This is a genomic window from Nonomuraea mangrovi (assembly GCF_042681425.1).
GTDB classification, from domain to species: Bacteria; Actinomycetota; Actinomycetes; order Streptosporangiales; family Streptosporangiaceae; genus Nonomuraea; species Nonomuraea mangrovi.
The window spans coordinates 1-23477 of record NZ_JBHUFV010000032.1 but is presented as its reverse complement, the minus strand read 5'-3'; the positions used below and the strand labels follow the sequence as shown (position 1 = coordinate 23477).

Genomic DNA, 23477 nt, shown 5'->3' with positions numbered 1-23477 from the left:
GGCAGGCCGACCGGCGCGGGCAGGCCGACCGGCGCGGGCAGGCCGGCCGGCGCGGGCAGGCCGGCCGGCAGGCTCGTGCGGGCAGGCGTGGCAGGAGTGGTGGCTCTGATGGCGGCCACCGCCGCCTATTACGCCATGGACGCCCTCCTCCGGGATGAGCCGCTGTCCTGGTTCTGGCCAGAGACGCTGCTGTGGTGGGGCGCCAGCGTGGTCTTCGGCTCGGTGCTGGGCGTGGTGGGCGCCTCCATCAGCCGCCCGGGGGTGATCGGGCTGCTCGCGGGGCTGACCGTACCCGTAGGCGCCGCCGCGCAGATGGTCGTCCTGCCGCCAGGCCCGAGCCTCGCGGTGACCTCGGCGATGGTGTGGGCTCAGATTCTCGTCTGGACAGGCGCCCTGCTCGGCGCCGGACTGGCGATCGCCCGGTACGTCACGCGCCGCCGTACCCAGACCGCGTGATCGGACCGCCGGCGCCAAGAGAACGTCGGTGAGGGCGGCTAGTATCCGGCGGGTCCTGCTTCGCCTGCCGTACAACCGCAAGGAGTAGCCGTGCCCCAGCCTGGCGTCCCGCTCGAGTTCGTCGCCGCCGACGGTCCCGTTCGCGAGCCGGTGACCAAGGTCGGTGGGCAGCCGGTGTGGTTGGAGGAGCCGCAGTGGCCGGTTTCGCGTACGACCGGTGAACCCATGGAGTTCTTGGGCCAGTTCGCACTCGACGGAGGCCGCCTCGCCTATCTGTTCATGATGGGAGACGGTGACGGGTGGACCTGGCATCCCGAGCGCGGCGACAACGCTCTCGTGATCCAGCCGGGCGGTCGCATCCCGGACTTCGTGACCGTGCGGGCGCAGGCGGAGGGGCCGTCGGCAGGTGAAGACCACCTGCCGCGTACGGCGGAGAGGCACTCGTCACTCTTTCTCGGCGGACCTGACACCGAGCCGGAATGGGTGCAGGACGACGAGCATCCGGGAGAGGGCTGGGAACTGGTGGTCCAGCTGACAGAAGAGCTGCCGTTCTTCGTCAACTTCGGGGACGCCGGAGCCGGTTGGGCCTTCGTCTCACCGGACGGCAAGGAGGGCCGATTCCTCTGGCAATGCTGCTGAGGGTTGATCGACGGCCGCTCGCTGCAGGAGCATCTCGACGCGGACGGACCGCTGTCGGTCGAGGAGACCGCGAACCTCGCCACGAAGCTGCTGCGAGCGCTCGGCGCGGCGCACGACGCGGACCGCCGGGCGGCTTCGGCAGGAACCACCCGAGAGACGGGGCGCCGGTGGACTCCCTGCCGCGCTCCAGCCGGGGTCGACACCGAGCAAACGCCATTCGGGCATCAGCACAGGCCGCCTCCGCCGGCGGCAGAGCTGACCTGCACGTAGTAGTCGTTGGGGTGCTTCTCTACCGGCCTGTCCGAGAACCCCAGCGAGAGGTACGCCTTCCGGCCATCGACGGTCTTGACGAGGCAGTCCTCCCCCATTTCCGCTGGTGCCGGCTTCCAGCCGTCCTTGGTCACAGCCTTGCGGTAGAAGGACACCGCATCGGCGCGCGAGCCCGAAAGGCGGTAGGACTGCCCGGCGTACGCAAGCTGATCGTCGTCATCGCATCCCCCATCGCGCCCGTCGTACGGCTTCGCATCGACCGGGTGCGCATCGAGGATGCTGAGCGTTGCCAAGGAGGAGGCGAAGCGCTTGTCGTCGTCGGTGCACGTGTAGGGAAAGAACGACGTGGGGAGCATCAGCGAGACGAGACGGTCTCCGATGAGAGACCCGACGCCTGCGACATCTACGGCGACGACACCACCCGCGACGCAGCCGACAGCGAGCACCGCGACGATCGCACGCTTCATGATCCACACATTAGCGCCAGCGACAGTTTCCCCTCATCACGAGATCCTCCTGGCCGTCCACGAGGTCCGCCTGTGTCACACCGCTGTCACCTCAACTCCTCGGCCTGAGAAACCAGGGAACTCCTCGCGCGCACCTGCCGTATGGAAAACCCGCCCTGTTCCCACCGTGACAACGTCCCGGGAAGCCCAGACGGTGTCAGCACATTGAGGGAATGCAGGTGAAGGAATTCTCCGGCGGGGTCCAAAACGGAGGGGGTGGGCCAAACGTAGGGGGCGCGCCAAACGTAGGAGGTGCGGCACTGGTGGTCGCGGGGGCTGGTTCCGGGGTGGTCCCCGAGGTCGGGTCGGGGGTCGAGCCCTTCCTGGATTCGTCGCCTGTCGGCGTGTTCGCGAGGCTCTCGGTGTGGGCCTGCTTGGTGGTCGGCGCCGACGTCCTGCGGCGGGGCGTCTGCTTGGGCATCGCCTGCGTGGGTATCGTCCACCTGGACGCCGGGGGTGTCGTCAGCCGTTCCGCTTCTTTGGTCTGTGACGGCACGGCGGCGGGGGACGTGGTGGGTTGCACCGTCGGCTGAAACGTCGAGTTCCCCTGGGCGGGCGACCCCACCGGGTGCCCGCCCGCGTTCATCAGCAGACCGCCCGCGACGGCCAGCGCCGCCACCGCGCAGCCGGCGACCGTCAGGATCACCGTACGGCGACGCCCGCGCCTGGCGGGACGCACGTGGTGCGTGGTCAGCCTGGCGGCCAGGCCATCGGCGCTCGGCCGCTTGGCCGGATCCTTGGACAGGCTGGCGGTGACGAGTTCGAGCAGCATTCCGTCCAGCCCGGAGATCTCCGGCTTCTTGTGGAGGATGCGGTGGATCACCGCCGGGGTGGAGTCCGCGCCGAACGGGGGCTGGCCCGAGGCGGCGAACACCATGGTCACGCCCCATGCGAAGATGTCGGCCGCCTCCGTCGCCGGCGCCCCGGCGATGTGCTCCGGCGCGAGGTACGACGGCGTCCCCATCAGCGATCCGGTCGAGGCGGTGCCCGGCGCGTCCAGAGCACGGGCGATGCCGAAGTCGATCACAACGGGGCCTTCCGGCCCCATCAGGATGTTGGCGGGCTTGAAGTCCCGGTGCAGGACCCCGGCACGGTGGATGGCGGCCAGCGCGGTGGCGGTGCTGATCGCCAACCGGTCGAGCGCGGCGCCGCGCCGCGGCCCCTCCAAGGTGACGAGGGTGTGCAGCGAGGGTCCTGGCACGTACTCGCTGACGATGTACGGCCGTTGGCCGGCGAGGTCGGCGTTCAGCACGGGGGCGGTGGAGAACCTGGCCACCCGCCGGGCGATCTCCACCTCGCGAAGGAACCTACTCCTCGCGTCAGTGTCGGTCAGCAGGCCAGGATGTAAGAGCTTGACGGCGACTTGCTCGCCGGATTCCGTCCGCCCCAGGTAGACCACGCCCTGGCCGCCCTGCCCGAGGCGGCCGACGATGTCGTATGGACCCAGCCGCTGCGGATCGTCCTCCACTAACGGTTGGTTCACGCTGGCCCCCAGAGGCGGATCAACAGACAGGAAAAACGTATCAGCGCTGACGCCGGGCTGTCTGCATTAGTGATCAAGAAAGGGTAACCGCACAAACAAGCCGCGTGTGCCCGCCCCAGACGTCGTCATCGCCGATGACCGCGGTACGACCTTGCGGACGGCTCCGGCCTCCGGCGGCGTACCTTCCGGCGGTGCCCACCATCACCGCCAGGTCCTGGGACAGACTGGACGCATCAGTCCCAGAAAATGTTCGACGGATGCCGTTGCCGGTGGGTGCTCAGAGTGCGTCTGCTTACCGGGCGCGGATGCGACGTAGGAGCGGCGCCACCCAGTGGCTGCCGTAGGCGCTCTGAAGCGCAGCAAGTCGCCAGTCAGCGCCGGTGATCGTGCCCCGACAGTGAACACTCGAGCATCGACACTGCATGGCCCATGTGTCCACCCCACTGTGGGTGGCGTAGTCGAGGGAGAGTTCCTCGCCGGGCATGACGGGCCTGCGCGCAACGACGGTGGTGGAGCCGTCATGCCAGAGATTGGGATCGCAGGAGTGGTTGCCATAGCGAACCGGGTGGCCGGGATCGATGAGGAGGTGCACGCCATCCTCGACCGTCAGGCTGCTGTAGGGCGGTGCCAGCCTGGCCAGAGTCGCGTCGTCGATGACTTGTCCTCCAAGTCGCATGACGACGTCGCCCAGCCCGATCTCCGCTGTAGCGAAGAGCCCGAGACCTTCGATCTGTGAGGGACGGACTTCCGCGCTCGGCGTGAGCCAGCACTCGGTCGGATAGCGGTTCGTGGTCATGCGGCAGTCCTCCTGAGCGCCTATCACGGCGAAGGCCGTCAACCTCCGCGAGCTCCCCATGCTCCTTGGATCATTCATCAGGCATGTCTTGGGACGGCACGCTCCACCACGTCGTGGATCCAGGCAGCCGGGCTGGAGGTTCTGCCTCGGTTGATGCTGGACACGTCAGCCCAAAACAATCTTGACCTTGCTCCCGCCCTTCCCGCTATCGAGTGTGCTTCCATCTGATCCGACCTCGGAGGACGCGAACGTAGTCGAATCACATCGTCCGGGAGATCGTTGGGCACTCTGGCATCGAGGTCACCATGACGATCTACGCTCACACCTCCCTCGACAGGAAGCGCAAGGCTCATGGCAAGCTCGGCGATGCCCTGGGATAGTCACCCACCGCCATGAAGCGCTCCAGGTCGTCCCGGGGCGCTTCGTCATGATCAGTAGTGCGGAGCCGCCCACATCGCGCAGGAAGGTCCGCCCATCTTGCCGCTGAATGCGCAACGGCATCGTGTTGTCTGTACGGCTCACAGGACGATTACCACGCCCGCCAAGAGTCCGGGACCAGGAGCCTGGCGATCGCCCATGGTGCTCCAGAGCTGAGACTGGTGGCCGACGTTACCGTCAGCGTTGTCGTCACGAATCCCACCGCGCCCAGCGGCACTACCCGACGCCGGAGGACCCGGCACCCGATCGCGCCCATCGCGACCGCCGTGTGGCCTTCACCGTCTCCGGCCATACGGTCAGGGTCTCCGCCGCACGGTCATGAGGTGATCACGACCTGCTGTCCCTGTGAGTTGAGCAGTCTCCGGCGACCCAACGGCTGCCGGAGCCCTACCGTGACCTCGTGCGTGTAACCCGTCCCCGCAGACCTGGTCTCCCAAAACGGCTGAGGGGTTAAGTGATCATGACCATCTACGTCGACGCCTCCCTTGACGGACAAGCGCGCCGCCCTTGGAACGCGAGGTCTTCGCTGCTCGACCGCGGCGGCCGTCCACGCGCAGGAGCAGTGCCGGGTTGCCGTTGACCACGGTGGGGTCACCGGCGAGCGTGACTTGGGCCTTGCCGAAGCCGCCGACGATCATGCGGGCCACCCTGTCGGCGCCGATGAGGCCGTGGCGCCGCCTGTTTGACGCCGCCGCCGACCAGGACGACCTCGAGGGCGAGCACGTCAAGCAGGCCCTGCAGGTCCCTGGTTTCGAGCGCGCTCTGGAACGACTGCAAAGCCGCCCTGGCCTGGTGCGGGGAGACCGCTTCGCGTGGGCGGCGGGCGTCGACGCGCCGGCGGGCGCGGTGCGCGATCTGGCGGACGGCGGCGGGGCTCTTGCCGACGGCGGCCGCGATCTCGTTGTAGCTGACGTCGAAGGCCTCGCGTAGTACGAAGACGGCGCGTTCGGTCGGTGACAGGGTCTCCAGGACGAGCATCAGCGCCATCGACACGCTCTCGACCAGTTCGGCGCCTTCGGCCACGTCCGGCGTGGTGAGCAGCGGCTCGGGCAGCCAGGGGCCGACGTAGTCCTCCTTGCGGCGTTTCACGGCGCGCAGCCGGTCGAGCGAGCGCCGGGTGGTGATCCGGACCAGGTAGGCGCGCTGGTCGGACACCTGCCCCAGGTCGACCCTGGCCCACCGCAGCCAGGCTTCCTGCAGGACGTCTTCGGCGTCGGCCGCCGAGCCGAGCATCTCGTAGGCGACGGCGAATAACAGATTGCGGTGGGCGACAAACACCTCGGTCGCCTCGGTGGCGTACCCGTTCATATTTCGTCTTCCTTCTGCGCGGCCCGTCCTGGTTGCCGAAGGCATGCGAGCGCGCATTCACACCGGACCCCCTTTCGTTGGTAGCCAGGGGGCGGGTGGCAACTGCGCCGGCCACGCTCATGAGCATGCGATGGGAGTGAAGACAGCGCCGCTCTCCACCTTGGATGCCGAGTGCTGATCAGCCGGCCGGCCAGCCGGGTTCTGGGAGTTCCTTCGGTCTCTTGAATCACCAGGGGTTGTGGTAGCCCAGGTTCACGGCCAGGGCGGCCACCATGGTGACGAGGAAGAAGGCCCAGTTGGCGAGGTTGCGGGAGCCCACTCGCAGGTGGGCGATGAGCGCGCCGACGAAATACAGCACGAGGCCGGCGGCAGCCAGGATGCCCAGCAGCGGCACGCCGAACCCGGCCAGCAGCCCCAGCGAACCCCCCACCAGCATCAAGCCCAGCATCGGTCCCCATGACTGCGGCAGGCGCTTCACCTTCATCTGCGCCATGGGGTAGTCGTGGCGGATCAGGTACATGACCCCGGCGATGCCGCTGATGGTCGCGGCGAGGATGGTGACCGTGGCATAGGCGATGAACATGAGCGTTCCCTTTCTGGGGTTGGCGCCCGGCTTGCAATGGAGCGACCCTGCTCCGGGTCCGCCGGTAAAGGCCCCGCCTTCTGGAGGCGATACGACACGTGTCGTGTAGCTGATGGCGACACGCTATGTGTCGCCAAAGCACGCTGTCAACACGCTACGTGTCGTTTCCTGTTACAGTCGGGCCATGCCTACATCGCCGAACCCGCTACGCCGCCGCGAGACCAGCCGCCGTGCCATCCTGGATGCGGCGCTGCAGCTATGTGCCGAGCTTGGTTACGGCCGGCTGACGATCGAGGCGATCGCCGCCCGCGCCGGTGTCAGCAAGAAGACGATCTACCGGTGGTGGTCTTCCAAGGGGGCTGTCGTCTTGGAGGCCGTCGACGACGCGGCGAACCCGGTCGCCGACCACGTAGACACCGGCCACCTTGCCGCCGACCTGCACGCCCAGCTGTCTGCCGTCATCCAGTTGCTCAGCCCGCCGAACAACTCCGCCATCACCGGGCTTATCGCCGAAGCCCTCCACGACGACGAATTGGCGCACGACCTGCGGGAACGGGTCATCAGGCCACGCATCACCGCGTTCAACGAACGTATGCGCAAGGCCCAACTCGATGGGCAACTAGCTCCCGATGCCGACCTGGACGTCGCCCTGGACCTGTTCTACGGGCCCATCTACCACCGACTCGTCTTCCACCTCGGCATGCCCGACGCCGAGCAACTCCACACGCTCGTCGCACACGCCCTACGCGCGTTCAGCCCGCCTGAGTCAACACCATGACCTCTCGTACGGGCACCCCGGAGCCGCCACCACACTCGGGGCGCTTCATTGCGCGACAGCGTGCATGTCGCTAATTGTATGGACCATCGCGTTTCGGACACTCGTGCCGGGTGCCGGTCCTTGTCAGGACGGTCGCAACAGACCACAGCTGATCATGTGAGCACAGGAGAGAACCCATGGGATCAGAGCAAATGGTGACGGTGTTCGGCGCGTACGGGCACACCGGGCGTTTCGTGGTGGCGCAGCTGCGGGATCGCGGGTTCGTTCCGGTCCTGTCCGGGCGCGACGCCGACAAGCTGCGGGCACTGGCCTACGAATCCGGGCTGGAGGCCCGTCCGGCGTCGGTCGATGACCCGGACGCGCTCGACCGCGCACTGGCCGGCGCGGCAGCCGTGATCAACTGCGCCGGCCCCTTCGCCACGACGGCCGCCCCCGTGATCGAGGCGGCACTGCGCGCCGGGATCCCGTATCTGGATGTGGCGGCCGAGATCGAGGCCAACGTCGATACGTTCACACACTTCGCCGACCGCGCCCGCGCCGCGGGAGCGGTGATCGTCCCCGCGATGGCCTTCTACGGCGGCCTCGGCGACCTGCTGACCACCGCCGCGATGGGCGACTGGACGGCGGCCGACGAGGCGCACATCGCGTACGGGCTGAACGGTTGGCACCCCACCGCCGGCACGCGCGCCGCAGGCGTGATCTCCCGGCAGCGACGGGACGGCCGGCGCGTCCGCTACACCAACGGGCAGCTGGAGTACCGCCATGACGACCCGCCGACCATGGAATGGCCCTTCCCCGCCCCGATGGGGCCCCGGGCCGTCATCGGAGAGTTCACGATGGCCGACGTCGTCACCGTCCCCAGCCACCTGTCCATCCCCGAAGTGCGCACCTATATGACGGTCGAGGCGGCCAGGGACGTCCTGGCCCCGGACACACCGACGCCGGCCCCGGCCGACGAGCTGGGGCGGTCGGCGCAGACCTTCCTCGTCGACGTCGTCGTGCGCTCCGGCGGCAGTGAACGGCGCGCTGTGGCGACGGGCCAGGACATCTACGCCATCACAGCGCCGCTCGTCGTGGAAGCGGTTGACCGCATCCTCACGGGACGGACCAGGACGGTCGGTGTCGCCTCCGCCGGCGAGCTCTTCGACGCGACCGACTTTCTCCGCGCGCTGTCCCCGCACATTTCCGTGGACCTACGTCCATAGCAGCACGCCCGACGCGGACGACCGAATCGGCATTGACCACCTCTGCGACCGAGAGGGCCGTCTCAACCCTGCGGGAGGCGACAAGCGGGTTGCGCCGTGAGTGGGCTCATACCCACCACGGCTCATCCCTGCGCGCGGCGCTGGTGCTGCTCTGCTCCGCGATGCTGGGGCATACGGCCCGGCGCCGCGCTGCTCGCTTCGCCTGAGCGGGCCATGTGAGCGGGCCATGGCGGAGAGCCGCGTGCAGGAGGCTGCAACGCGAGCGTGCAGCTTTTCCGGCTTGCCCCGCCTCTGCGAGCCCTGCAGGACTAGTCGACGCGGGAGAGTACGAGCGGATCCTCCTCACCGGAGACGGCGGTGAGCGTTTCCTCGTCATCGGACAGGGTGAGGGTCCCGCTGCTCTTGGCGAAGCCGCAGTCCAGGAAGAATTTGTAGTCGTCGTCGGTGGGTTTGACTGTGCCCTCGCAGGCGCCACCGTCCGCGCTGCTGGTGATCGCGCCGTCCCCGGTGATCTCGACCGTCACCTGAGAGTCGTCGGCGTCCCCCTTCCATGTGCCCTCCAGCGCGCCCAGCCCGCTTCCACAGGCGGTGAGCAGGAGTGCGGCGCAGAGCAGGCCGGCCATCGCGCTGAGTTTGGAAAACATGTATCTGACTCCTTCGTTCGAAGATCGCTGATGTCTTGCACTCGGTGACGAGATCGGGGCTGGTGACCGGGATCCGCGCGGGTGGTGGTGGCGGCCGGCCGTATCGGCGACCGGCCCGTCAGGGGCCGGCCGGCGGGGTGGTCCTGGGGTGCACCACGATGGGCGCGCTGGACCTGACGACGCCCGAGCCCCTGATCGCCTGGCCGTCGTGCGCCTTCCAGATGTCGAGCTGGTAGGTGCCCGGCGGGACGTCGGTCCACTTGTGGTACTGCCAGGCGTTGCAGGCGAACTGCACGGCCTCGCGGCTGGGCCGTACGGCCACCCAGTAGACGGTCGTCCCCTGGGGACAGCTCTCGTACGACCAGAACTCGACATCCCCCTTGGCCGTTTGCGTCCACCACGGAGAGAAGATCCGAAACGCCATCCGGTCGATCCGGGTCGGGAACCCGTACCCCTTGACCACCTGCGGCGCCCCGGACACCGGCACGGCCGCCGGGCCCGTCCCACGGGGTGAAGGGGCACCGACTGGAGCCGCAGGCCCGTTCCCGCCGGCGTTCCCCGGGGAGAACGCCGGCGGGTACACCAGGAGCAGCGAGGAGATCACGACGGCGACGGGGATCACCGCCAGGGGCTTCTTCCACCACGGACGGGTGGTGCCGGGCGGACGGGTGACCGAGGCCCGGACGCCCGGGTCCGGGGGAGCGGCAGTGCCGCGTGGCGCTCCGAGGCCGTCAGGGACAGGACCGCGCGAGAGCGACTCGCGCAGGCCGAGGCGGACGTCGGCGGTCGACAGGCCGGGGTTGTCGTGGAGGAGCCGGGACAGCAGGGCGGCGGCCGTGGGACGGGCGGCGGGGTCCTTGGCGAGGCAGTCGCGAAGGAGCGGAAGCAGTCCGGAGGGGACGCCGGTCAGGTCGGGTTCGACGGTCAGGACGGCGTGCATGAGCGCCGGCATGGCGGCGCCGGGGAACGCCTGCCGTCCCGTGCTCGCGAAGATCATGGTGAGGGCCCAGCTGAACAGGTCGGTGGCCGGGGTCGGCTCGCGTTGCTCGAACTGCTCGGGGGACATGTACGCCGGAGTGCCCATGGCGTTGCGGGTGAGCAGGTGGCCGGTGGCGCTGGCGATCCCGAAGTCGATCACGACGGGGCCCTCGGGCCCCATGATGACGTTGGACGGCTTGAGGTCGCGATGGACGACCCCGGCGCGGTGGATGGCCACGAGGGCCGCCAGGGTGGCGACGGCCAGGCGGTCGAGGCCGCTGCCGGTACGCGGGCCGTCCGTCCTGACCAGCGAGTGCAGGGAGGGGCCGGGGACGTACTCGCTGACGAGGTAGGGCCGGCCGCTGTCCACCCCGGTGTGCAGCACCCTGGCCGTGCAGAACGGCGCCACCCGGCGCGCGGCGGCGGCTTCGCGTTCGAAGTGCCGCAGCGCGTCGGGGTCCCCGGCCATCGAGTCGAGCAGCACCTTGATGGCCACCCGCCCGCCGTCCGCTCCCACGCCCAGGTGGACGACGGCCTGGCCGCCCGAGCCGAGCGTGCCGGCCACCACGTACTCGCCGTACTTCTCCGTCACTGTCCTTGTCCTTACGTGGCCGCGCGGCGGGGGGGTGGGGGCTGGGCTCAGCCTCAGCAGAAGATCGCGCTGTTCGCGTTCCCGGCGAACTGCCTGCGGCTCGAGTCGGTGAAAACCACGCGCCCCCAGGCCCGGATGCACTGGCTGCCGGCGATGAGGGTGGCGCCGTTGGTCCGGACGAAGCCCCGCTTCACGTGGCTCTCGGCGTTGACCCGGTAGTGGTAGCCGCCGGTGTCGAGGTGGTCCTGGTAGTCACGGCACTCGGCGACGGAGCGCCCGCACACCCAGATCGAGACCGACATGAACTTGGCATAGTCCTCGGCCGCGAGGCTGGTGTTGGTGAAGGCGCACACGCGGCTGCCGTTGCGGTAGACGTGCAGGAACGCGCCCTTCATCCGCGCGCCCCCACTCGTGGCGGTGATCTCGGTGCGGCCGATGCGCTCACCGGCGCAGGGCAGACCCTGCGTGGCGACCTGGGTCGTGCCCTGGGTCGCGGCCTGGGCGGCGGGGGCGTGGACGACAGACCCGGCCAGAGCGAGCCCCGCGGTCAGAGCCACCGTCGTGGCCAGGCGTGCGAAAGCAGACATCGTGGACATGAGGGTCCTTTCTGGGGGGGAGCGGATGAGATGATGGCGATCATGGATGGTGATCGTCCCGGACCGATGCTGCCCTAGGCGGTAGGCCTTCGACACCCCCTGCAAGCTGCGGAAACAAAGCAGCAACAACCGCAACAACTGCACAGCGACAGCGGAGGAGACCATGGCGCGAGGTGGACGCAAGGATCACCCGATCGATCGGGAAGAGGGTCCGGTCGCTGAGTTCGTCGACGATCTGCGGCGGTTACGCGGCACGCTGACTCTGGAGGAGCTGGGGCGCCGGATGCGGTACCACCCCAGCACGCTCTCGCGGCGGCTCACGCCGAAGGAGTTGCCTCCGCAGGAGTTCGTGGACGCCTACGTGCGGGCCTGCGAGCACGATCCGGAGCCGTGGCTCGAACGCCGGCGGGAACTCGGCGAACAGCCCGCCGAGACCCAGCCGGACGACTCCGCCGAGACTCAGCCGGACGATTCTGCCGTGGCGCCGCCGGACACGCCTGCCGTGGCGTCGCCGCCGCCGGTCGCCCCCTGGTGGAAGCGGCCCCTTTACCTGGCTCCCGCCGCTGCCGTGATCGCCGTTCTGTTGCTCTCCTACTCGCTGTTCACGCCGTCGGAGAGCGGGACCGGCCCGGCGGCCGCGCTGCTGGCCGTGCCGGTGTCCGGGGCGCCGCAGGTGGTCAAGGGGTACGGGTTCCCGACCCGGATCGACCGGATGGCGTTTCGGATCTTCTCTCCGTGGTGGACGCAGACCGCCAACGGGGATGTCGAGTTCTGGTCGTACGAGAGCTGTCCCCAGGGGACGACCGTCTACTGGGTGGCCGTACGGCCCAGCCGCGAGGCCGTGCAGTTCGCCTGCAACGCCTGGCAGTACCACAAGTGGACCGACGTCCCGCCGGGCACCTACCAGCTCGAGACCTGGAAGCTGCACGACGGCCAGGCGATCAAGGGCTCGGGCGTCGTCAGGTCCAGCGTGCCCATCGTGGTGCACCCCAAGCAGACGCCGAGCCCCACTCCCAGCGCGACGTGACGGGACCGGCCGCCACCGTCCGGCGATGGCCGCCGACCCCCCTCGGGTGTGACCGGGCCTACGGCATCAGCCCCAGCCGCCGGGCGGCCACCACCGTCTCGTGCCGGTTGTGCGTGCCGAGCTTGTGCATCGCCCCGCGCAGGTAGCCCTTGACGGTCTCCGGCAGCAACCCCCAGGCGCCTGGCGATCTCGGCGTTGCCGCAGCCGAGCCCGACCCAGGCCAGCACGTCGAGCTCGCGCGGCGACAGCCGTACCGGGGCGCGGGGGCGCGCCGGACCTCACCGGACAGCCGCGCGCAGTGTGCGGGAAGCCAGGCTGCGCCACGTCGACGCTGACCCGCGGATCGGCGAGCAGCGCACGCACATCCGCATAGCGGGTGACCCCCCACGGGGTGCTGCCATCAGGGCGGATCTTCAGAACCTCAAGTGCGCGCTACTGCCGGAGCGGTTCGACGGCGTGCGCGTGACTGACTTCACCTATGTCCTCAGCCGCAACGGCGTCGCAGAGATCGCCAATCGCTGCCTCACGGACAAGCCGACCCCAGCCGGGGAGAGACTGCTTGAAGCAGCCTTTCGAGTAGAGGACCAGAGCGAAGCCGTACTGTCGTCAGCGTTGTCATCAGAGCAACAAAAACGCCCCGGAGCGATCAACGCTTCGGGGCTTCTTTGCAGATCAGGAATGGTGGTCAGGGGCAGGGTCGAACTGCCGACCTTCCGCTTTTCAGGCGGACGCTCGTACCAACTGAGCTACCTGACCCAGAGCGGTCCTGACGGGACTTGAACCCGCGACCTCCACCTTGACAGGGTGGCGAGCACTCCAAACTGCTCTACAGGACCTTGCTTCGTTCCGGCCTTCCGGCCGGAGCGCCTCGCTTAGCTTACCAGTCTTTCGGAGGTCTTCGACCTTCCGTTCGTCCGGTGTAGCCGTGCCCCCAACGGGATTCGAACCCGTGCCGCCGCCTTGAAAGGGCGGTGTCCTAGGCCGCTAGACGATGGGGGCCCGGGACTTTCGTCCCGTTCCTGACGTCTTCCGTTGGAGACCTCTGAAGCATAGGGGACGATTGCCCCTAGTGCCAAAGTGGCTATCCACCGGAAGCTCCGCTGACCGTTCCCGTTGGCGACGGGGCTGTCGTTGGCTCTGGGGAAATCATACGTCGAGGGTCCGGCTCGACGTGACGCTGAATGTACACAGACTGCTCTCCGAGGCCTCCGAGGGTGATGTCGTCCCAGGCCTGGAGCCTGTGAGTGGCTCTGTCGAAGTACAGAACGGATGCCTGGACGGGTGTCGGCTCGGCGTGTTCGAGGGCACGCAGGCCGGCGCCGCCCGTGGAGCCCTGGACGAGGACGCGGGTCCCGGTCGGCAGCAGCGTGGTCGAGCGGCGGTGGGAGTGGCCGGCCAGGACCATGGGGGCGACTCCGGAGAAGCCCTTGGCCGCGTCGGGGTCGTGGATGGCGACGAGGTCGATGGGCGAGGGCCGCGGCAGCCGTACGGCATGCTGCCGGCCGAACTCGAGCATGTGGGCAGGGTCGTTGTTGGCCGCCACCGACTTGTCAGGGGTGAAGCGGGGGTCGCCGAGTCCGTAGATGCGCAGCCCGGCCACGGTGGCGGACTTGTCGTCGAGGACGACGGCGTTCTTCTGCGCGGCGATCGCACGCTCGGTGATCTTCGAGTCGTGGTTGCCCCTGACGAAGACGTACGGCACGCCGAGCTTGCCGATCTCCTCCATGAAGGCGTTCTCCGCCTTGGTGCCGTGGTCGGAGATGTCGCCCGTGTCCACGATGGCGTCGACCATGAACTGCTCTTTCAGGGAGCGGACGACGTTCCACGCGATCGGGTTGATGTGGATGTCCGAGACGTGAAGGATCTTGATGGAGGCGGGGGCCGGGTCGTAGGTGGGCAGCGCGGAGACCGTGTCGTACAGCTTGGAGACGTTGGTGACGAGTTTGGTGAGCTGCTGGCGGTACGACTCGAACTTGGTCACGATCGACTGGGCGCTGCCGACGAGTGACGGCGCGGCGGCGATCAGCCCCGAGTAGCGGGGCTCGACCAGGGAACTCGGGCGGAAGGTGGTGGCGGCGAGGACGCCGGTGCCCGCGAGGGCGACGGCGGCGGCCAGCAGGCTGTAGAGGGCCACCTTGGGCCTGCGGAAGACGACGAGTCCGGCGAGGAGCGCGCCCGCCGCGGCGCACAGCAGGGAGCGGATCACCAGCGCCTGGACGCCGTTCCTCAGGTCGTACTCGATGATCTCGGGCAGCCGTGCGGCGAGCCGCGGGTCGTCGATGAGGGCTTTGGCCTTGTCCTGGTCGATGTTCTCGAGCGTGATGCGCAGGCGGAGGGGGGCGTCGTGGCTGCGGAACCTCAGCGTGCCGAGCGGGTGGGCGTCGACCACCGTCTCACCGGTCCACGCGGGCCTGAGCGACATCCCCGTCTCGACGGGACCGACCTGCGCGCGGACGGTGCCGCTGAGGATGATGCCGAGCCATGCGCCGACCGCGGCCACGAGAAGAACCGCCGCGACCTTCGCGGCCCGCGACCGTATGACTGTTCTGATGACGTTCATACGCCTTCTTGCCTACCCGACCGACGGGGCAGAATGGCAATCGTGATGGAGGTCTCCCGGGAGAAGTTCGAGGAACTCGTGGCCGAGGCGTTGGACACGATCCCTTCGGAGCTGACCCGTGTGATGGACAACGTCGTTGTGGTGGTGGTCGACGACCCGCCGGAGCCTGACCTGCTCGGGCTGTACACCGGCGTTCCCCTCACTCAGCGCGGCGACTGGTACTCAGCGGTTCTGCCCGACCGCATCGAGATCTACCGCAACCCGATATGCCAGATGTGCGATACCGAGGAGCAGGTCGTGAAGGAAGTGCAGATCACGGTCGTCCATGAGATCGCGCACCATTTCGGGATCGATGACGACCGACTCCACCAACTCGGCTGGTAACGCCGGGCCGGCGATTACAGTTTGCAAGAGCTTGGCTGCTTTCGGTTGCGTTCAAGCTTCTCCCCCGGCACCTTAGGTGACATAGCGAACACTCTGAGTCAGGTTCAGCGGGGACCTATGGGGGCTAGGCTTCCGGGGAGGCATCGGCGCGCCTCCGAGCGGCAGGCGACGTATGGCGAGGTCTTCGCGATACGGGAGTTCCGCGCGCTCTGGTACGGCCAGGGCCTGTCGCTGCTCGGCGACCAGCTCGCGCAGGTGGCGCTCGCCGTCCTCGTGTACAACAGGACGCAGTCGGCCATGGCCACGGCGGCCGTCTACGCGCTGACCTACCTGCCGTCGATCGTCGGCGGACCCCTCCTGGCGGGCCTGGCCGACCGGTTCGCGCGCCGCCGCGTCATGATCGTGTGCGATCTGGTCCGCGCGCTGCTCGTGGCCGCCATGGCGGTCCCCGGCATGCCGTTCGCCGGGCTGTGCGTGCTGGTGTTCTTCGTCGTGCTCCTCAGCGCGCCGTTCTCCGCGGCCAGGGCGGCGCTGCTGCCCGAGGTGCTCGAGGGCGACCGCTACGTCGTGGGCTCGGCGCTGCAGAACATGACCAACCAGGCCGTCCAGATGCTCGGCTTCGCCGCGGGCGGCGCGATGATCGCCTTCCTCGGGCCCTACCGGGCGCTGGCGCTGGACGCGGCCACCTTCCTCGCCTCCGCGCTGATCCTCGTCTCCGGGGTACGGCGCAGGCCCGCCGCCGGCCGTACGGACGGATCGAAGCCGTCGATGTGGCACATGACGCGCGCCGGCGTCGTGCTGGTCTTCGGCGACAGGAAGTTGCGCACGCTCGTCATGTTCGCCTGGCTGTGCGGCTTCTACGTGCTGCCCGAGGGCATCGCGGTGCCGTACGCGGTCGAGTTGGCGAAGGGCACGACCCTGCCCGTGCCGGTGATCACCGGCCTGCTGATGGCGGCGATGCCGACGGGAACCGTGCTGGGGGCGTTCCTTTTCAGCAGGTTCGTCTCCCCGTCCGGGCGGCTGCAGGCCATGGGCTGGCTGGCGATGCTCACCTGCGCGCCGCTGATCGTGTGCGGGATGCGGCCTTCGCTGGAGATCGTGCTCGCCCTGTGGGTCCTGTCCGGAATCGGGGGCGCCTACCAGCTGGCGGCCAATGCCGCCTTCGTCCAGTGCGTCCCCGCCGAACGACGCGGCCAGGCGTTCGGCCTGGTGCAGTCAGGGCTGATGGCGGCGCAGGGCATCGGCATCCTGATCGGCGGACTGGCCGCCGAGAGACTCGGTCCCGAACCCGTCGTCGCCCTCGCCGGTGTCAGCGGGGTGACGGCCGCGGCCGTCCTGGCCATGATGTGGACCGAGTCTCGCGGCGAGATCGTCGCCAGGGTGCGCGCTCAGGCCGCCGCCTGAGCCCGCCCGCACGGTCACGCCTGCGGCTTCTGGTCACCGGGAACCGTCGGCTCCTGGCGCTGCCAGCCCGCAGACGGGCTGTAGTCGGGGGTCGCCTGCTGCCAGGTGTCCTTGGCCTGCTTGTTGTTGATCAGGTCCTGGACGATCGAGGTGTTCTTGCCCTCCTCGGGCATGAGCAGCCAGCCGATCGCGTAGACGCCGATCCCGACGCCGCCGAACAGCGTCGCGATCGCCAGGCCGATCCTGACCAGGTTGGCGTCGATGCCGATGTAGTCGCCGATGCCGGAGCAGACACCCGCGATGATCCTGCCCTGACGGGTCCTGCGCAGCTGCTTGATGTTCGATTCGCTCATGCCTCAAGACTGCCCCCGGGGGCGGCGTTTCCACATCGGGATTGCCCCTGGTAGAACCCTGGGGTATGGACGACTTGCTGCGGGTCGACGACAAGCTCACCGGCGACCAGAAGCTGATCAGGGACACGGTCAGATCGTTCGTCGGCGACCACGTCCTGCCGTACGTGGGCGACTGGTTCGAAGAGGCCGTCTTCCCGGCCCGCGAGCTCGCGCCCGCCCTCGGCGAGCTGGGGCTCCTCGGCATGCACCTCGAGGGGTACGGCTGCGCCGGCACCGACGCGACCTCGTACGGCGTGGCCTGCCGCGAACTCGAAGCCGGCGACTCCGGGCTGCGCTCCTTCGTGTCGGTTCAGGGCTCCCTGGCCATGTTCCCCATCTGGAGGTACGGGTCCGAGGAGCAGAAGGAGCAATGGCTGCCCCTGATGGCCTCAGGGTCGGCCATCGGGTGCTTCGGCCTCACCGAACCCGACCACGGATCCGACCCCTCGTCGATGCGCACCTCCGCCAAACGCGACGGAACGGACTGGATCCTCAACGGATCCAAGATGTGGATCACCAACGGCTCGATCGCGGACGTCGCCGTGGTCTGGGCCCAGACCGACGAGGGCATCCGCGGCTTCGTCGTCCCGACCGACACGCCCGGGTTCTCCGCTCCCCCGATTCACAAGAAGATGTCGCTCAGGGCGTCGGTGACCTCCTCCCTGTACTTCGACGACGTACGCCTGCCAGGCTCCGCCGTACTGCCTGAGGTCGTCGGCCTGCGCGGGCCGCTCTCCTGCCTGTCCGAGGCCCGCTTCGGCATCCTCTGGGGCGTCGTCGGCGCCGCCCGCGCCTGCCTGGAGTCGGCGATCGCCTACTCCCAGACCCGCGTCCAGTTCGACCGGCCCATCGGCGGCTTCCAGCTGACGCAGGAGAAGCTTGCGTGGATGTACGTCGGGCTGGCACAGTCGTCGCTGACCGCTTTCCACCTGGGAGCCCTGAAGGATGCGGGGGAACTCACACCCCGGCAGATCAGCTTCGGGAAGCTCTCCAACGTGCGAGCCGCGCTGGACATCGCCCGGCAGGCCCGCTCGATCCTGGGTGGAAACGGGATCACACTGGAGTACCCGGTGATTCGGCACATGACGAACCTGGAGAGCGTGCTGACGTACGAAGGAACAGAGGAGATCCATACGCTGGTGCTGGGAGAGGCGCTGACCGGGCTGTCGGCGTACAGGTGACGTGCCTGACGTCGCGCCGAGGGCGGTACTCTCTGTACCCTGCATCTTGCGAGGGGCGTTAGCTCAATTGGCAGAGCTGCGGACTTTTAATCCGTAGGTTCCGGGTTCGAGCCCCGGGCGCCCTACCACTCCATACCCCATCTGACCTGCGATTTCTCGATTCTCGGCCGCCTTCTGAGAGATGAAGATAGCCAAGTCGGTGCTCGGAAAGTGCTCTTCGGCACGCGTCCGGCACATGGCTGGGCATGCGGCGCGAATGGTCGTGGGCACCCGGACCCCACAGGTCAAGCCAGACCCGCCAGAAGGTCAACTGAAGGGAGCGGCGGAAGAGGTCGCCGGGCACGCCAGATCTAGCTTGATCGCAAACCCGTCCAAGCACCGGTAAAGCCGCCTCCGGACCGAAGCAGAGCCCTTCTCCTCATGTTTACCCGTTCTGATCACATCTGTTCTCTGGGCGCCAGCGAGCGAGCAGAACAGGTGAGAGGCGTCCCTTCGACTGAGCGGCCCGCGATCCGCCCCCGAACCTCGCAGGTCAAGCCAGACCCGGCAGAAGGGCGGGTGAAGGGCGTAGAGGAGGGGGTGCCGGCAGACCGTGTCCAGCTTGATCGCAGACCCGTCCAAGCACTCGCAAAGCCGCTTTTCTGCCGAGGTAGAGCTGCTTCACAGTGGCATGCTCGGCATCTACACCGTCGCCGATAGCAACGGCCCCTGGGCCGGGTGCGGGAGCGACAGCACGCTCTTCAGCAGGATCGACGTCTTCAAGCTCTGCGTCACCGCAACGGATATGCGAGGACTCCGCCTGGATCAAACGACCCTAGGACGGTCCGGCTGGGTCGTTCATGTCGCACCTCATCGGACCGGGAGCCCACGTCCTGCGTCTGACAACGCCGCGACAGGTCTGGACCTCGGGATCGACGCCTTCGGCAGCAGGGCTCGGACGGATCGCGACCTGCGACGGGCGACGCTCGGATGAAGGAACTCGGAGAAGTGACCTTCACTCGGATCGCCCGTCAGCATGCTGTCGTAGCTGTGAGGGAGGATCACGGCAGCTATCGAACGCTGCGGCGGCGACCACCCGCCGATGACCCCACTGTCGAAAGGGAGAGGCATGTTTCTCGAATCGCCCACCGCAAACTGGGATGCCGTGCCAGTTGAGGAGGCGCTGGAGCAGTACGACATGGCCGAAGCGAGCAACCGCACCAGCTGGGATGTCGACGACTATTTCGGTGAGGAACCCGAGCATTTCTACGTCCACCGCGGTGACCTGACGATCGACGGTGCGCTGGCGCTGGGCAACACGCCCTGCGAGGACGAGGACACGGTCTACGTCATCGATGGCGATCTAACCGTCAGCGGTCCCATCACCTTTTGCAACGCCGACGTCTACACTTCGCTCTACGTCACCGGCTCGGTCGTGGCACAGGATCTGGTGTGCCTCTGGGACAGTTGCCTGTTCGTCGGCCGGTCTTTGACCGTCCGGAACCTTCTCGCGACCTCGCTGTACGACCCGGCCGCCCTCGTCGTCAAAGGGCCGGTGTCTGCACATACCTGGCTTGAGATGGGCGGCCGGGGCTGTATCTACTTCGCCGGCAAACCAACGACCGACACCTGTGTTCGCGGGCACCTGAACGAGTACGCCGAGGGAGCCAATGCCGCTGTCTACCTCGGCGGGGAAGGCAAGGTCGCCAGCGTGGCGGAGGCGGTCCTCCCCGAGTTCCTCGAAGAGGACAGAATCTGCGACAGCCTGAAGATCCTGAAGGCGGTGCTTGAGGGCAGGCCCGTCCTGCGGTAGGCACCCGCCCAGGCGCGCTGTTGTGCCGGTTCGGGGTTCCCGCGAGCGCGTGGACCCCGACCGTCGAAGCCGACGGCACCGTCGACGAGGACGCGTGGGACGGGGCTGGTCGTGCGGAAGGAAACGCCCGCACCCCGGCGCCCAATTGTGGGCCTGTACCGCGTCAAAACCCATCGTGTGGGGCTTGAGCTGCGCGTTCTCCGAGACGGCTACGCTGCTCGGTGATACTCGTTAATCAGCCCACCGACCACCTTCCGGCGCTTGATCCGGCCCTCCAGCGGCGTGATGGTCCGCTCGCCATGGTCGGGCGGGTGCTGTCGGCGGGACTGGTGCGGCCGATGACCGTTGTAATGATCGGCATACTCACCCAGCACCAACCGTAAGTGCCGTTCGTCGTAGATCAGCATTCGGTCGGTGCATTCGGCCCGTACCGTACGCACCCACCGCTCGGCATAGCAGTTCGCCCGAGGTGTCCGCGGTGGTGTCTTCAAGACCGTGATGCCCGTGGCGGCGAAGACCTCATCGAAGACGGTAGTGAACTTGGCGTCCCGGTCACGGACGAGAAAGCGGAATGACGTCGCCCGCTCGTCGAGATCGATCAGGAGGTTGCGGGCCTGCTGAGCGGTCCAGACGCCGGTGGGGTGGGAGGTCACACCCAAGATGTGCACACGCCGTGTGTTGATCTCCATCACGAACAACACATACAGGCGCTTCAAAAAGACCGTGGCAACATGGAAGAAATCGCAGGCCAGAAGTCCCTCAGCCTGCGTACGTAGGAAGCTTCGCCAGGAGGTATCGAGATATCGGGGCGCCGGGCGGAAGCGGCGCGAGCGCAGGATGCGCCGCACGGTCGCCTCACTGACCTGGTAGCCGAGCCGCACCAGCTCACCATGTACCCGTCGATGGCCCCATGCCGGATTCTCCCGCGCCAGACGGACGATCAAGTCCCGGACCTCCCGGCTCGTCCTCGGCCGCCCACACCGATGCGGGTAGATCCATGCGCGTCGGCGCAGGCGACGATGCCACGCCGGCAACGTCGCCGGAGTGACCAGCCGATGAGCGCGCAGCACCGCCGGCAGCCACCGGGCCAACGCCGCGAGAACGGCCCGATCGACCCAGTCCGGCTTCGGGCGCCCAACCTGACGCCGCAACACCGCCGCATCATGCCGCAACACCATGATCTCCACGTCCTTCGACGCCTGGCTACGGCCCAGCAGCATCAGCCAGCCGAACACCCGGACCGCGATCAGATACAGCAGGCGAAGAGGCACACGGCGTGATCTCGTCGGCGCGGGTGGGCTCGGTCAAACTGCAGCTCGATGCGGTAGCGACGGTGTTTTGACGCGGTACAGGGGTCGGGCCGTCACCGCCACTCGCGTGCCGCGCACGAACATCCCCCTGATCAGCGGGGGGACTAATCAACATCATGCTGCCCTCGACCACGCCCCGCCGGGACCGGCCCGAAGAGGTCGCACGCCCGGCGGAACGGCGGCCAGGCCCGCCCTCGAAGACGTAGAGACGGATTTTCATCCGCCGCGATGAGTTCCGACCCCGCCGCCGGTATGTACTCACGAGCTCGCCGGACTACCTCGGGCGAATCGATCACAAGGGAGAATCCAATGTCGAACAACCGTGCGGCAGACGAGGCTGCTATCCAGGCCGTACTGATTGACTCCTACAAGGCGTGGGAGGCTGGCGACGCCGACGGCATGGTCGCCAACTACACCGCGGACGCGACCGCCATCATGACCGGCTCGCTCCGAGACAGCCGTGACGTGATCCGTCAGAACATGGCCCTGGCCTTCGAGGGGCCGCTCAAGGGCAGCTCGACCTACAACAAGCAGCTCAGCATCCGCTTCGTCGGTAGGGACGGCGCGATCGTCATCAGCGAATCCGCCATCCTGTTCCCCGGCGAGACCGAGGTCCCAGACGATCTGCGTAAGGTGAACTGCACCTGGCTCTTCGAGAAGCGGGACGGCCAGTGGCTGATCGCCGCCTATCACAACAGCCCGGTGCTGGCGCCTGCGCAGTGAACCCTTCCCTGTAACCAGCAGTGACCGTATGCAGAGCATGACGAATATCGGACCGAAAAGCCCTGCATCGCTCTGATCTGTAGGAACTTCACTCCCCGAGGGCCAGATGCCCTCGCATGGGCGCCTCGGACCTTGCACCACATGCAACCCGGAGGACCCACGACGCATCCGAACGAAATGTCATGCCAAGGGCCTGGAACAGGCCCTTGGCATGACATTCGTACCTACGAGCGACGTTCAGGAACAGCACTAATTATCCAAAATCTGGGATGTATGCCATGGTCAGGTCGTTGATGACCGCGCGGGTGACCTATCCGCCCATAGCGGATTGTCACTGCAGTCGCCAGGCATGGTGGTTGTGACGGTAGTGGGGATGGAGCGTGGCGTGATGACAGGGAAGGAAGGGTTCGATCGTCGGATCGAACCGTTCCGGACGGAGCTGCTGGCGTACTGCTACCGGATGCTCGGCTCGGCTCACGACGCGGAGGACTTGGTCCAGGACACGTACCTGAGGGCGTGGCGGGCGCGGGAGCAGTACGACGAGACCCGCAGCTCACTGCGCACCTGGCTCTACCGGATCGCAACCAACGCCTGCCTGACCGCCTTGGAGGTCCACGGTCGCCGACCGCTGCCATCGGGGCTGGTGGCCGCGTCGGATCCGCTCGGGCCGCTCGTCCAGGGAGAGCACGCCGCCTGGCTCCAGCCCTTGCCGGACTCGCTGTTGGACGCGGGCGACCCGGCTGGGGTCGTGATCGACCGCAGCAGCCTGCGCTTGGCGTTCGCCGCCGCCCTCCAGCACCTGTCGGCGCGTCAACGCGGTGCGCTGATCTTGCGTGACGTGCTCAGCTTCTCCGCGGCCGAAACGGCGGAAATCCTTGGCACCACCCTCATGTCAGTGAACAGTTCCCTGCAGCGGGCGCGTACTCGCGTCAAGGAGATCGGGGTCCGGCAGGAACGGGTCAGCGAGCCGTCTGCGGCCGAGCAGCGCGCCTGGGTCGAGCGCTACATGAAGGCATTCGAGCTGGCCGACGTCGAGGGCCTCAAGCGGCTGCTCACCGAGGACGTGATCATGGAGATGCCGCCGATGCTCAACTGGTTCTCCGGCCGCAGCAACTACGGCCTGTTCATGGAATGGGTCTTTGGGGCGGCTGGGAAGGACTGGCTCCTCAAGGAGGTCGCGGCCAACGGCGGCCAGCCCGGATTCGCCGCCTATCAGCGCGTCGGCGACGAGTACAACCTGCACACGCTCCAGATCTTCACCGTCACCGACGAGGGCATCACCCGGAACTCGGTCTTCCAGGACCCCAACATCTACGCGACTTTCGGCCTCGCGGCCAAGCTCGACGACCAGGGACTTGCCATCGACGAGGCCTAAGGCGTGTCTGATAAATGATCTCGGTGGTGCGGTTAGATGATCCTTCGTGGTGCGACG

General features: G+C 67.8%; 21 protein-coding genes, 4 tRNA genes and 1 pseudogene. 12 read left to right on the top strand and 14 right to left on the bottom strand.

All coding sequences use genetic code 11. The features are described from left to right. Together ACFSKW_RS18465 and ACFSKW_RS18460 are read left to right on the top strand one after the other, a co-directional pair. Positions 1 to 456, top strand: a pseudogene (locus ACFSKW_RS18465) (hypothetical protein); the annotation flags it as partial. Between the two features lie 90 nt (positions 457 to 546). Further along, positions 547 to 1095: a YwqG family protein gene (locus tag ACFSKW_RS18460; RefSeq protein WP_379573486.1), complete on the top strand. Its 549-nt coding sequence runs from the start codon at positions 547 to 549 to the stop codon at positions 1093 to 1095. A 224-nt stretch (positions 1096 to 1319) separates the two neighbouring features. Here the strand turns inward: ACFSKW_RS18460 and ACFSKW_RS18455 are convergent, their stop codons facing one another. The 5 genes from ACFSKW_RS18455 to ACFSKW_RS18435 form a co-directional block, all read right to left on the bottom strand. After that, the gene (locus ACFSKW_RS18455; RefSeq protein WP_379573485.1) at positions 1320 to 1832 is read right to left on the bottom strand and encodes a hypothetical protein; all 513 of its coding nucleotides are present in this window, start codon (positions 1830 to 1832) and stop codon (positions 1320 to 1322) included. Between the two features lie 196 nt (positions 1833 to 2028). Beyond that, entirely contained in the window at positions 2029 to 3354 is a 1326-nt protein-coding gene (locus tag ACFSKW_RS18450) for a serine/threonine-protein kinase (RefSeq protein ID WP_379573484.1), read from the bottom strand. Positions 3355 to 3646: 292 nt separating this feature from the next. Then, positions 3647 to 4150: an SET domain-containing protein gene (locus ACFSKW_RS18445; RefSeq protein WP_379573483.1), complete on the bottom strand. Its 504-nt coding sequence runs from the start codon at positions 4148 to 4150 to the stop codon at positions 3647 to 3649. Between the two features lie 1029 nt (positions 4151 to 5179). Then, positions 5180 to 5896 carry a sigma-70 family RNA polymerase sigma factor gene (locus tag ACFSKW_RS18440; protein ID WP_379573482.1) on the bottom strand — a complete coding sequence of 239 codons (717 nt, stop codon included), beginning with the start codon at positions 5894 to 5896 and terminating at the stop codon, positions 5180 to 5182. 226 nt (positions 5897 to 6122) lie between these two features. Further along, entirely contained in the window at positions 6123 to 6479 is a 357-nt protein-coding gene (locus ACFSKW_RS18435) for a DoxX family protein (protein WP_379573481.1), read from the bottom strand. 184 nt (positions 6480 to 6663) lie between these two features. Between ACFSKW_RS18435 and ACFSKW_RS18430 the strand changes: the two genes are divergently transcribed. Both ACFSKW_RS18430 and ACFSKW_RS18425 read left to right on the top strand, forming a co-directional pair. Further along, entirely contained in the window at positions 6664 to 7257 is a 594-nt protein-coding gene (locus ACFSKW_RS18430; protein WP_379573480.1) for a TetR/AcrR family transcriptional regulator, read from the top strand. A gap of 176 nt (positions 7258 to 7433) precedes the next feature. Then, entirely contained in the window at positions 7434 to 8462 is a 1029-nt protein-coding gene (locus tag ACFSKW_RS18425; protein WP_379573479.1) for a saccharopine dehydrogenase family protein, read from the top strand. Between the two features lie 308 nt (positions 8463 to 8770). Here ACFSKW_RS18425 and ACFSKW_RS18420 read toward each other — a convergent pair whose 3' ends face one another. From ACFSKW_RS18420 to ACFSKW_RS18410, 3 genes are all read right to left on the bottom strand, one after another. After that, on the bottom strand, positions 8771 to 9106 hold the full coding sequence (locus ACFSKW_RS18420; protein WP_379573478.1) for a hypothetical protein: 336 nt from the start codon (positions 9104 to 9106) through the stop codon (positions 8771 to 8773). Between the two features lie 118 nt (positions 9107 to 9224). After that, on the bottom strand, positions 9225 to 10676 hold the full coding sequence (locus tag ACFSKW_RS18415) for a serine/threonine protein kinase (protein ID WP_379573477.1): 1452 nt from the start codon (positions 10674 to 10676) through the stop codon (positions 9225 to 9227). A gap of 53 nt (positions 10677 to 10729) precedes the next feature. Beyond that, on the bottom strand, positions 10730 to 11263 hold the full coding sequence (locus ACFSKW_RS18410) for a hypothetical protein (RefSeq protein WP_379573476.1): 534 nt from the start codon (positions 11261 to 11263) through the stop codon (positions 10730 to 10732). A 172-nt stretch (positions 11264 to 11435) separates the two neighbouring features. On the opposite strand from ACFSKW_RS18410, the gene ACFSKW_RS18405 reads away from it, so the two are divergent. After that, on the top strand, positions 11436 to 12299 hold the full coding sequence (locus ACFSKW_RS18405) for a helix-turn-helix domain-containing protein (protein WP_379573475.1): 864 nt from the start codon (positions 11436 to 11438) through the stop codon (positions 12297 to 12299). A gap of 679 nt (positions 12300 to 12978) precedes the next feature. On the opposite strand, the gene ACFSKW_RS18400 is transcribed toward ACFSKW_RS18405, so the two are convergent. The 4 genes from ACFSKW_RS18400 to ACFSKW_RS18385 all read right to left on the bottom strand — a co-directional run bounded on the left by ACFSKW_RS18400 (position 12979) and on the right by ACFSKW_RS18385 (position 14859). Then, positions 12979 to 13055: transfer RNA gene (locus ACFSKW_RS18400), tRNA-Phe, on the bottom strand. Between the two features lie 5 nt (positions 13056 to 13060). Then, positions 13061 to 13135: transfer RNA gene (locus ACFSKW_RS18395), tRNA-Asp, on the bottom strand. Between the two features lie 90 nt (positions 13136 to 13225). Beyond that, positions 13226 to 13298: transfer RNA gene (locus tag ACFSKW_RS18390), tRNA-Glu, on the bottom strand. A gap of 82 nt (positions 13299 to 13380) precedes the next feature. Continuing rightward, positions 13381 to 14859: a metallophosphoesterase family protein gene (locus tag ACFSKW_RS18385; RefSeq protein WP_379573474.1), complete on the bottom strand. Its 1479-nt coding sequence runs from the start codon at positions 14857 to 14859 to the stop codon at positions 13381 to 13383. A gap of 33 nt (positions 14860 to 14892) precedes the next feature. Between ACFSKW_RS18385 and ACFSKW_RS18380 the strand changes: the two genes are divergently transcribed. Then, positions 14893 to 15243 carry a metallopeptidase family protein gene (locus tag ACFSKW_RS18380; protein ID WP_379573473.1) on the top strand — a complete coding sequence of 117 codons (351 nt, stop codon included), beginning with the start codon at positions 14893 to 14895 and terminating at the stop codon, positions 15241 to 15243. Positions 15244 to 15360: 117 nt separating this feature from the next. Beyond that, positions 15361 to 16647: an MFS transporter gene (locus ACFSKW_RS18375; protein ID WP_379573472.1), complete on the top strand. Its 1287-nt coding sequence runs from the start codon at positions 15361 to 15363 to the stop codon at positions 16645 to 16647. Positions 16648 to 16661: 14 nt separating this feature from the next. On the opposite strand, the gene ACFSKW_RS18370 is transcribed toward ACFSKW_RS18375, so the two are convergent. After that, entirely contained in the window at positions 16662 to 17000 is a 339-nt protein-coding gene (locus ACFSKW_RS18370) for a PspC domain-containing protein (protein WP_379573471.1), read from the bottom strand. Positions 17001 to 17065: 65 nt separating this feature from the next. On the opposite strand from ACFSKW_RS18370, the gene ACFSKW_RS18365 reads away from it, so the two are divergent. The 3 genes from ACFSKW_RS18365 (at position 17066) to ACFSKW_RS18355 (ending at position 20012) form a co-directional block, all read left to right on the top strand. Beyond that, positions 17066 to 18220 (top strand): acyl-CoA dehydrogenase family protein, encoded by a 1155-nt coding sequence (locus ACFSKW_RS18365; RefSeq protein ID WP_379573470.1) that lies wholly within the window; start codon positions 17066 to 17068, stop codon positions 18218 to 18220. Between the two features lie 52 nt (positions 18221 to 18272). Then, positions 18273 to 18348, top strand: a tRNA-Lys gene (locus ACFSKW_RS18360). 980 nt (positions 18349 to 19328) lie between these two features. After that, complete coding sequence (locus ACFSKW_RS18355) at positions 19329 to 20012, top strand: hypothetical protein (RefSeq protein ID WP_379573469.1); 684 nt, start codon at positions 19329 to 19331, stop codon at positions 20010 to 20012. Positions 20013 to 20221: 209 nt separating this feature from the next. Here ACFSKW_RS18355 and ACFSKW_RS18350 read toward each other — a convergent pair whose 3' ends face one another. Beyond that, the gene (locus ACFSKW_RS18350) at positions 20222 to 21283 is read right to left on the bottom strand and encodes an integrase core domain-containing protein (protein WP_379573468.1); all 1062 of its coding nucleotides are present in this window, start codon (positions 21281 to 21283) and stop codon (positions 20222 to 20224) included. 348 nt (positions 21284 to 21631) lie between these two features. Between ACFSKW_RS18350 and ACFSKW_RS18345 the strand changes: the two genes are divergently transcribed. Both ACFSKW_RS18345 and ACFSKW_RS18340 read left to right on the top strand, forming a co-directional pair. Further along, on the top strand, positions 21632 to 22045 hold the full coding sequence (locus ACFSKW_RS18345; RefSeq protein WP_379573467.1) for an SgcJ/EcaC family oxidoreductase: 414 nt from the start codon (positions 21632 to 21634) through the stop codon (positions 22043 to 22045). Positions 22046 to 22433: 388 nt separating this feature from the next. Next, the gene (locus ACFSKW_RS18340) at positions 22434 to 23420 is read left to right on the top strand and encodes a sigma-70 family RNA polymerase sigma factor (protein WP_379573487.1); all 987 of its coding nucleotides are present in this window, start codon (positions 22434 to 22436) and stop codon (positions 23418 to 23420) included. The last annotated feature ends 57 nt before the right edge of the window (positions 23421 to 23477 follow it).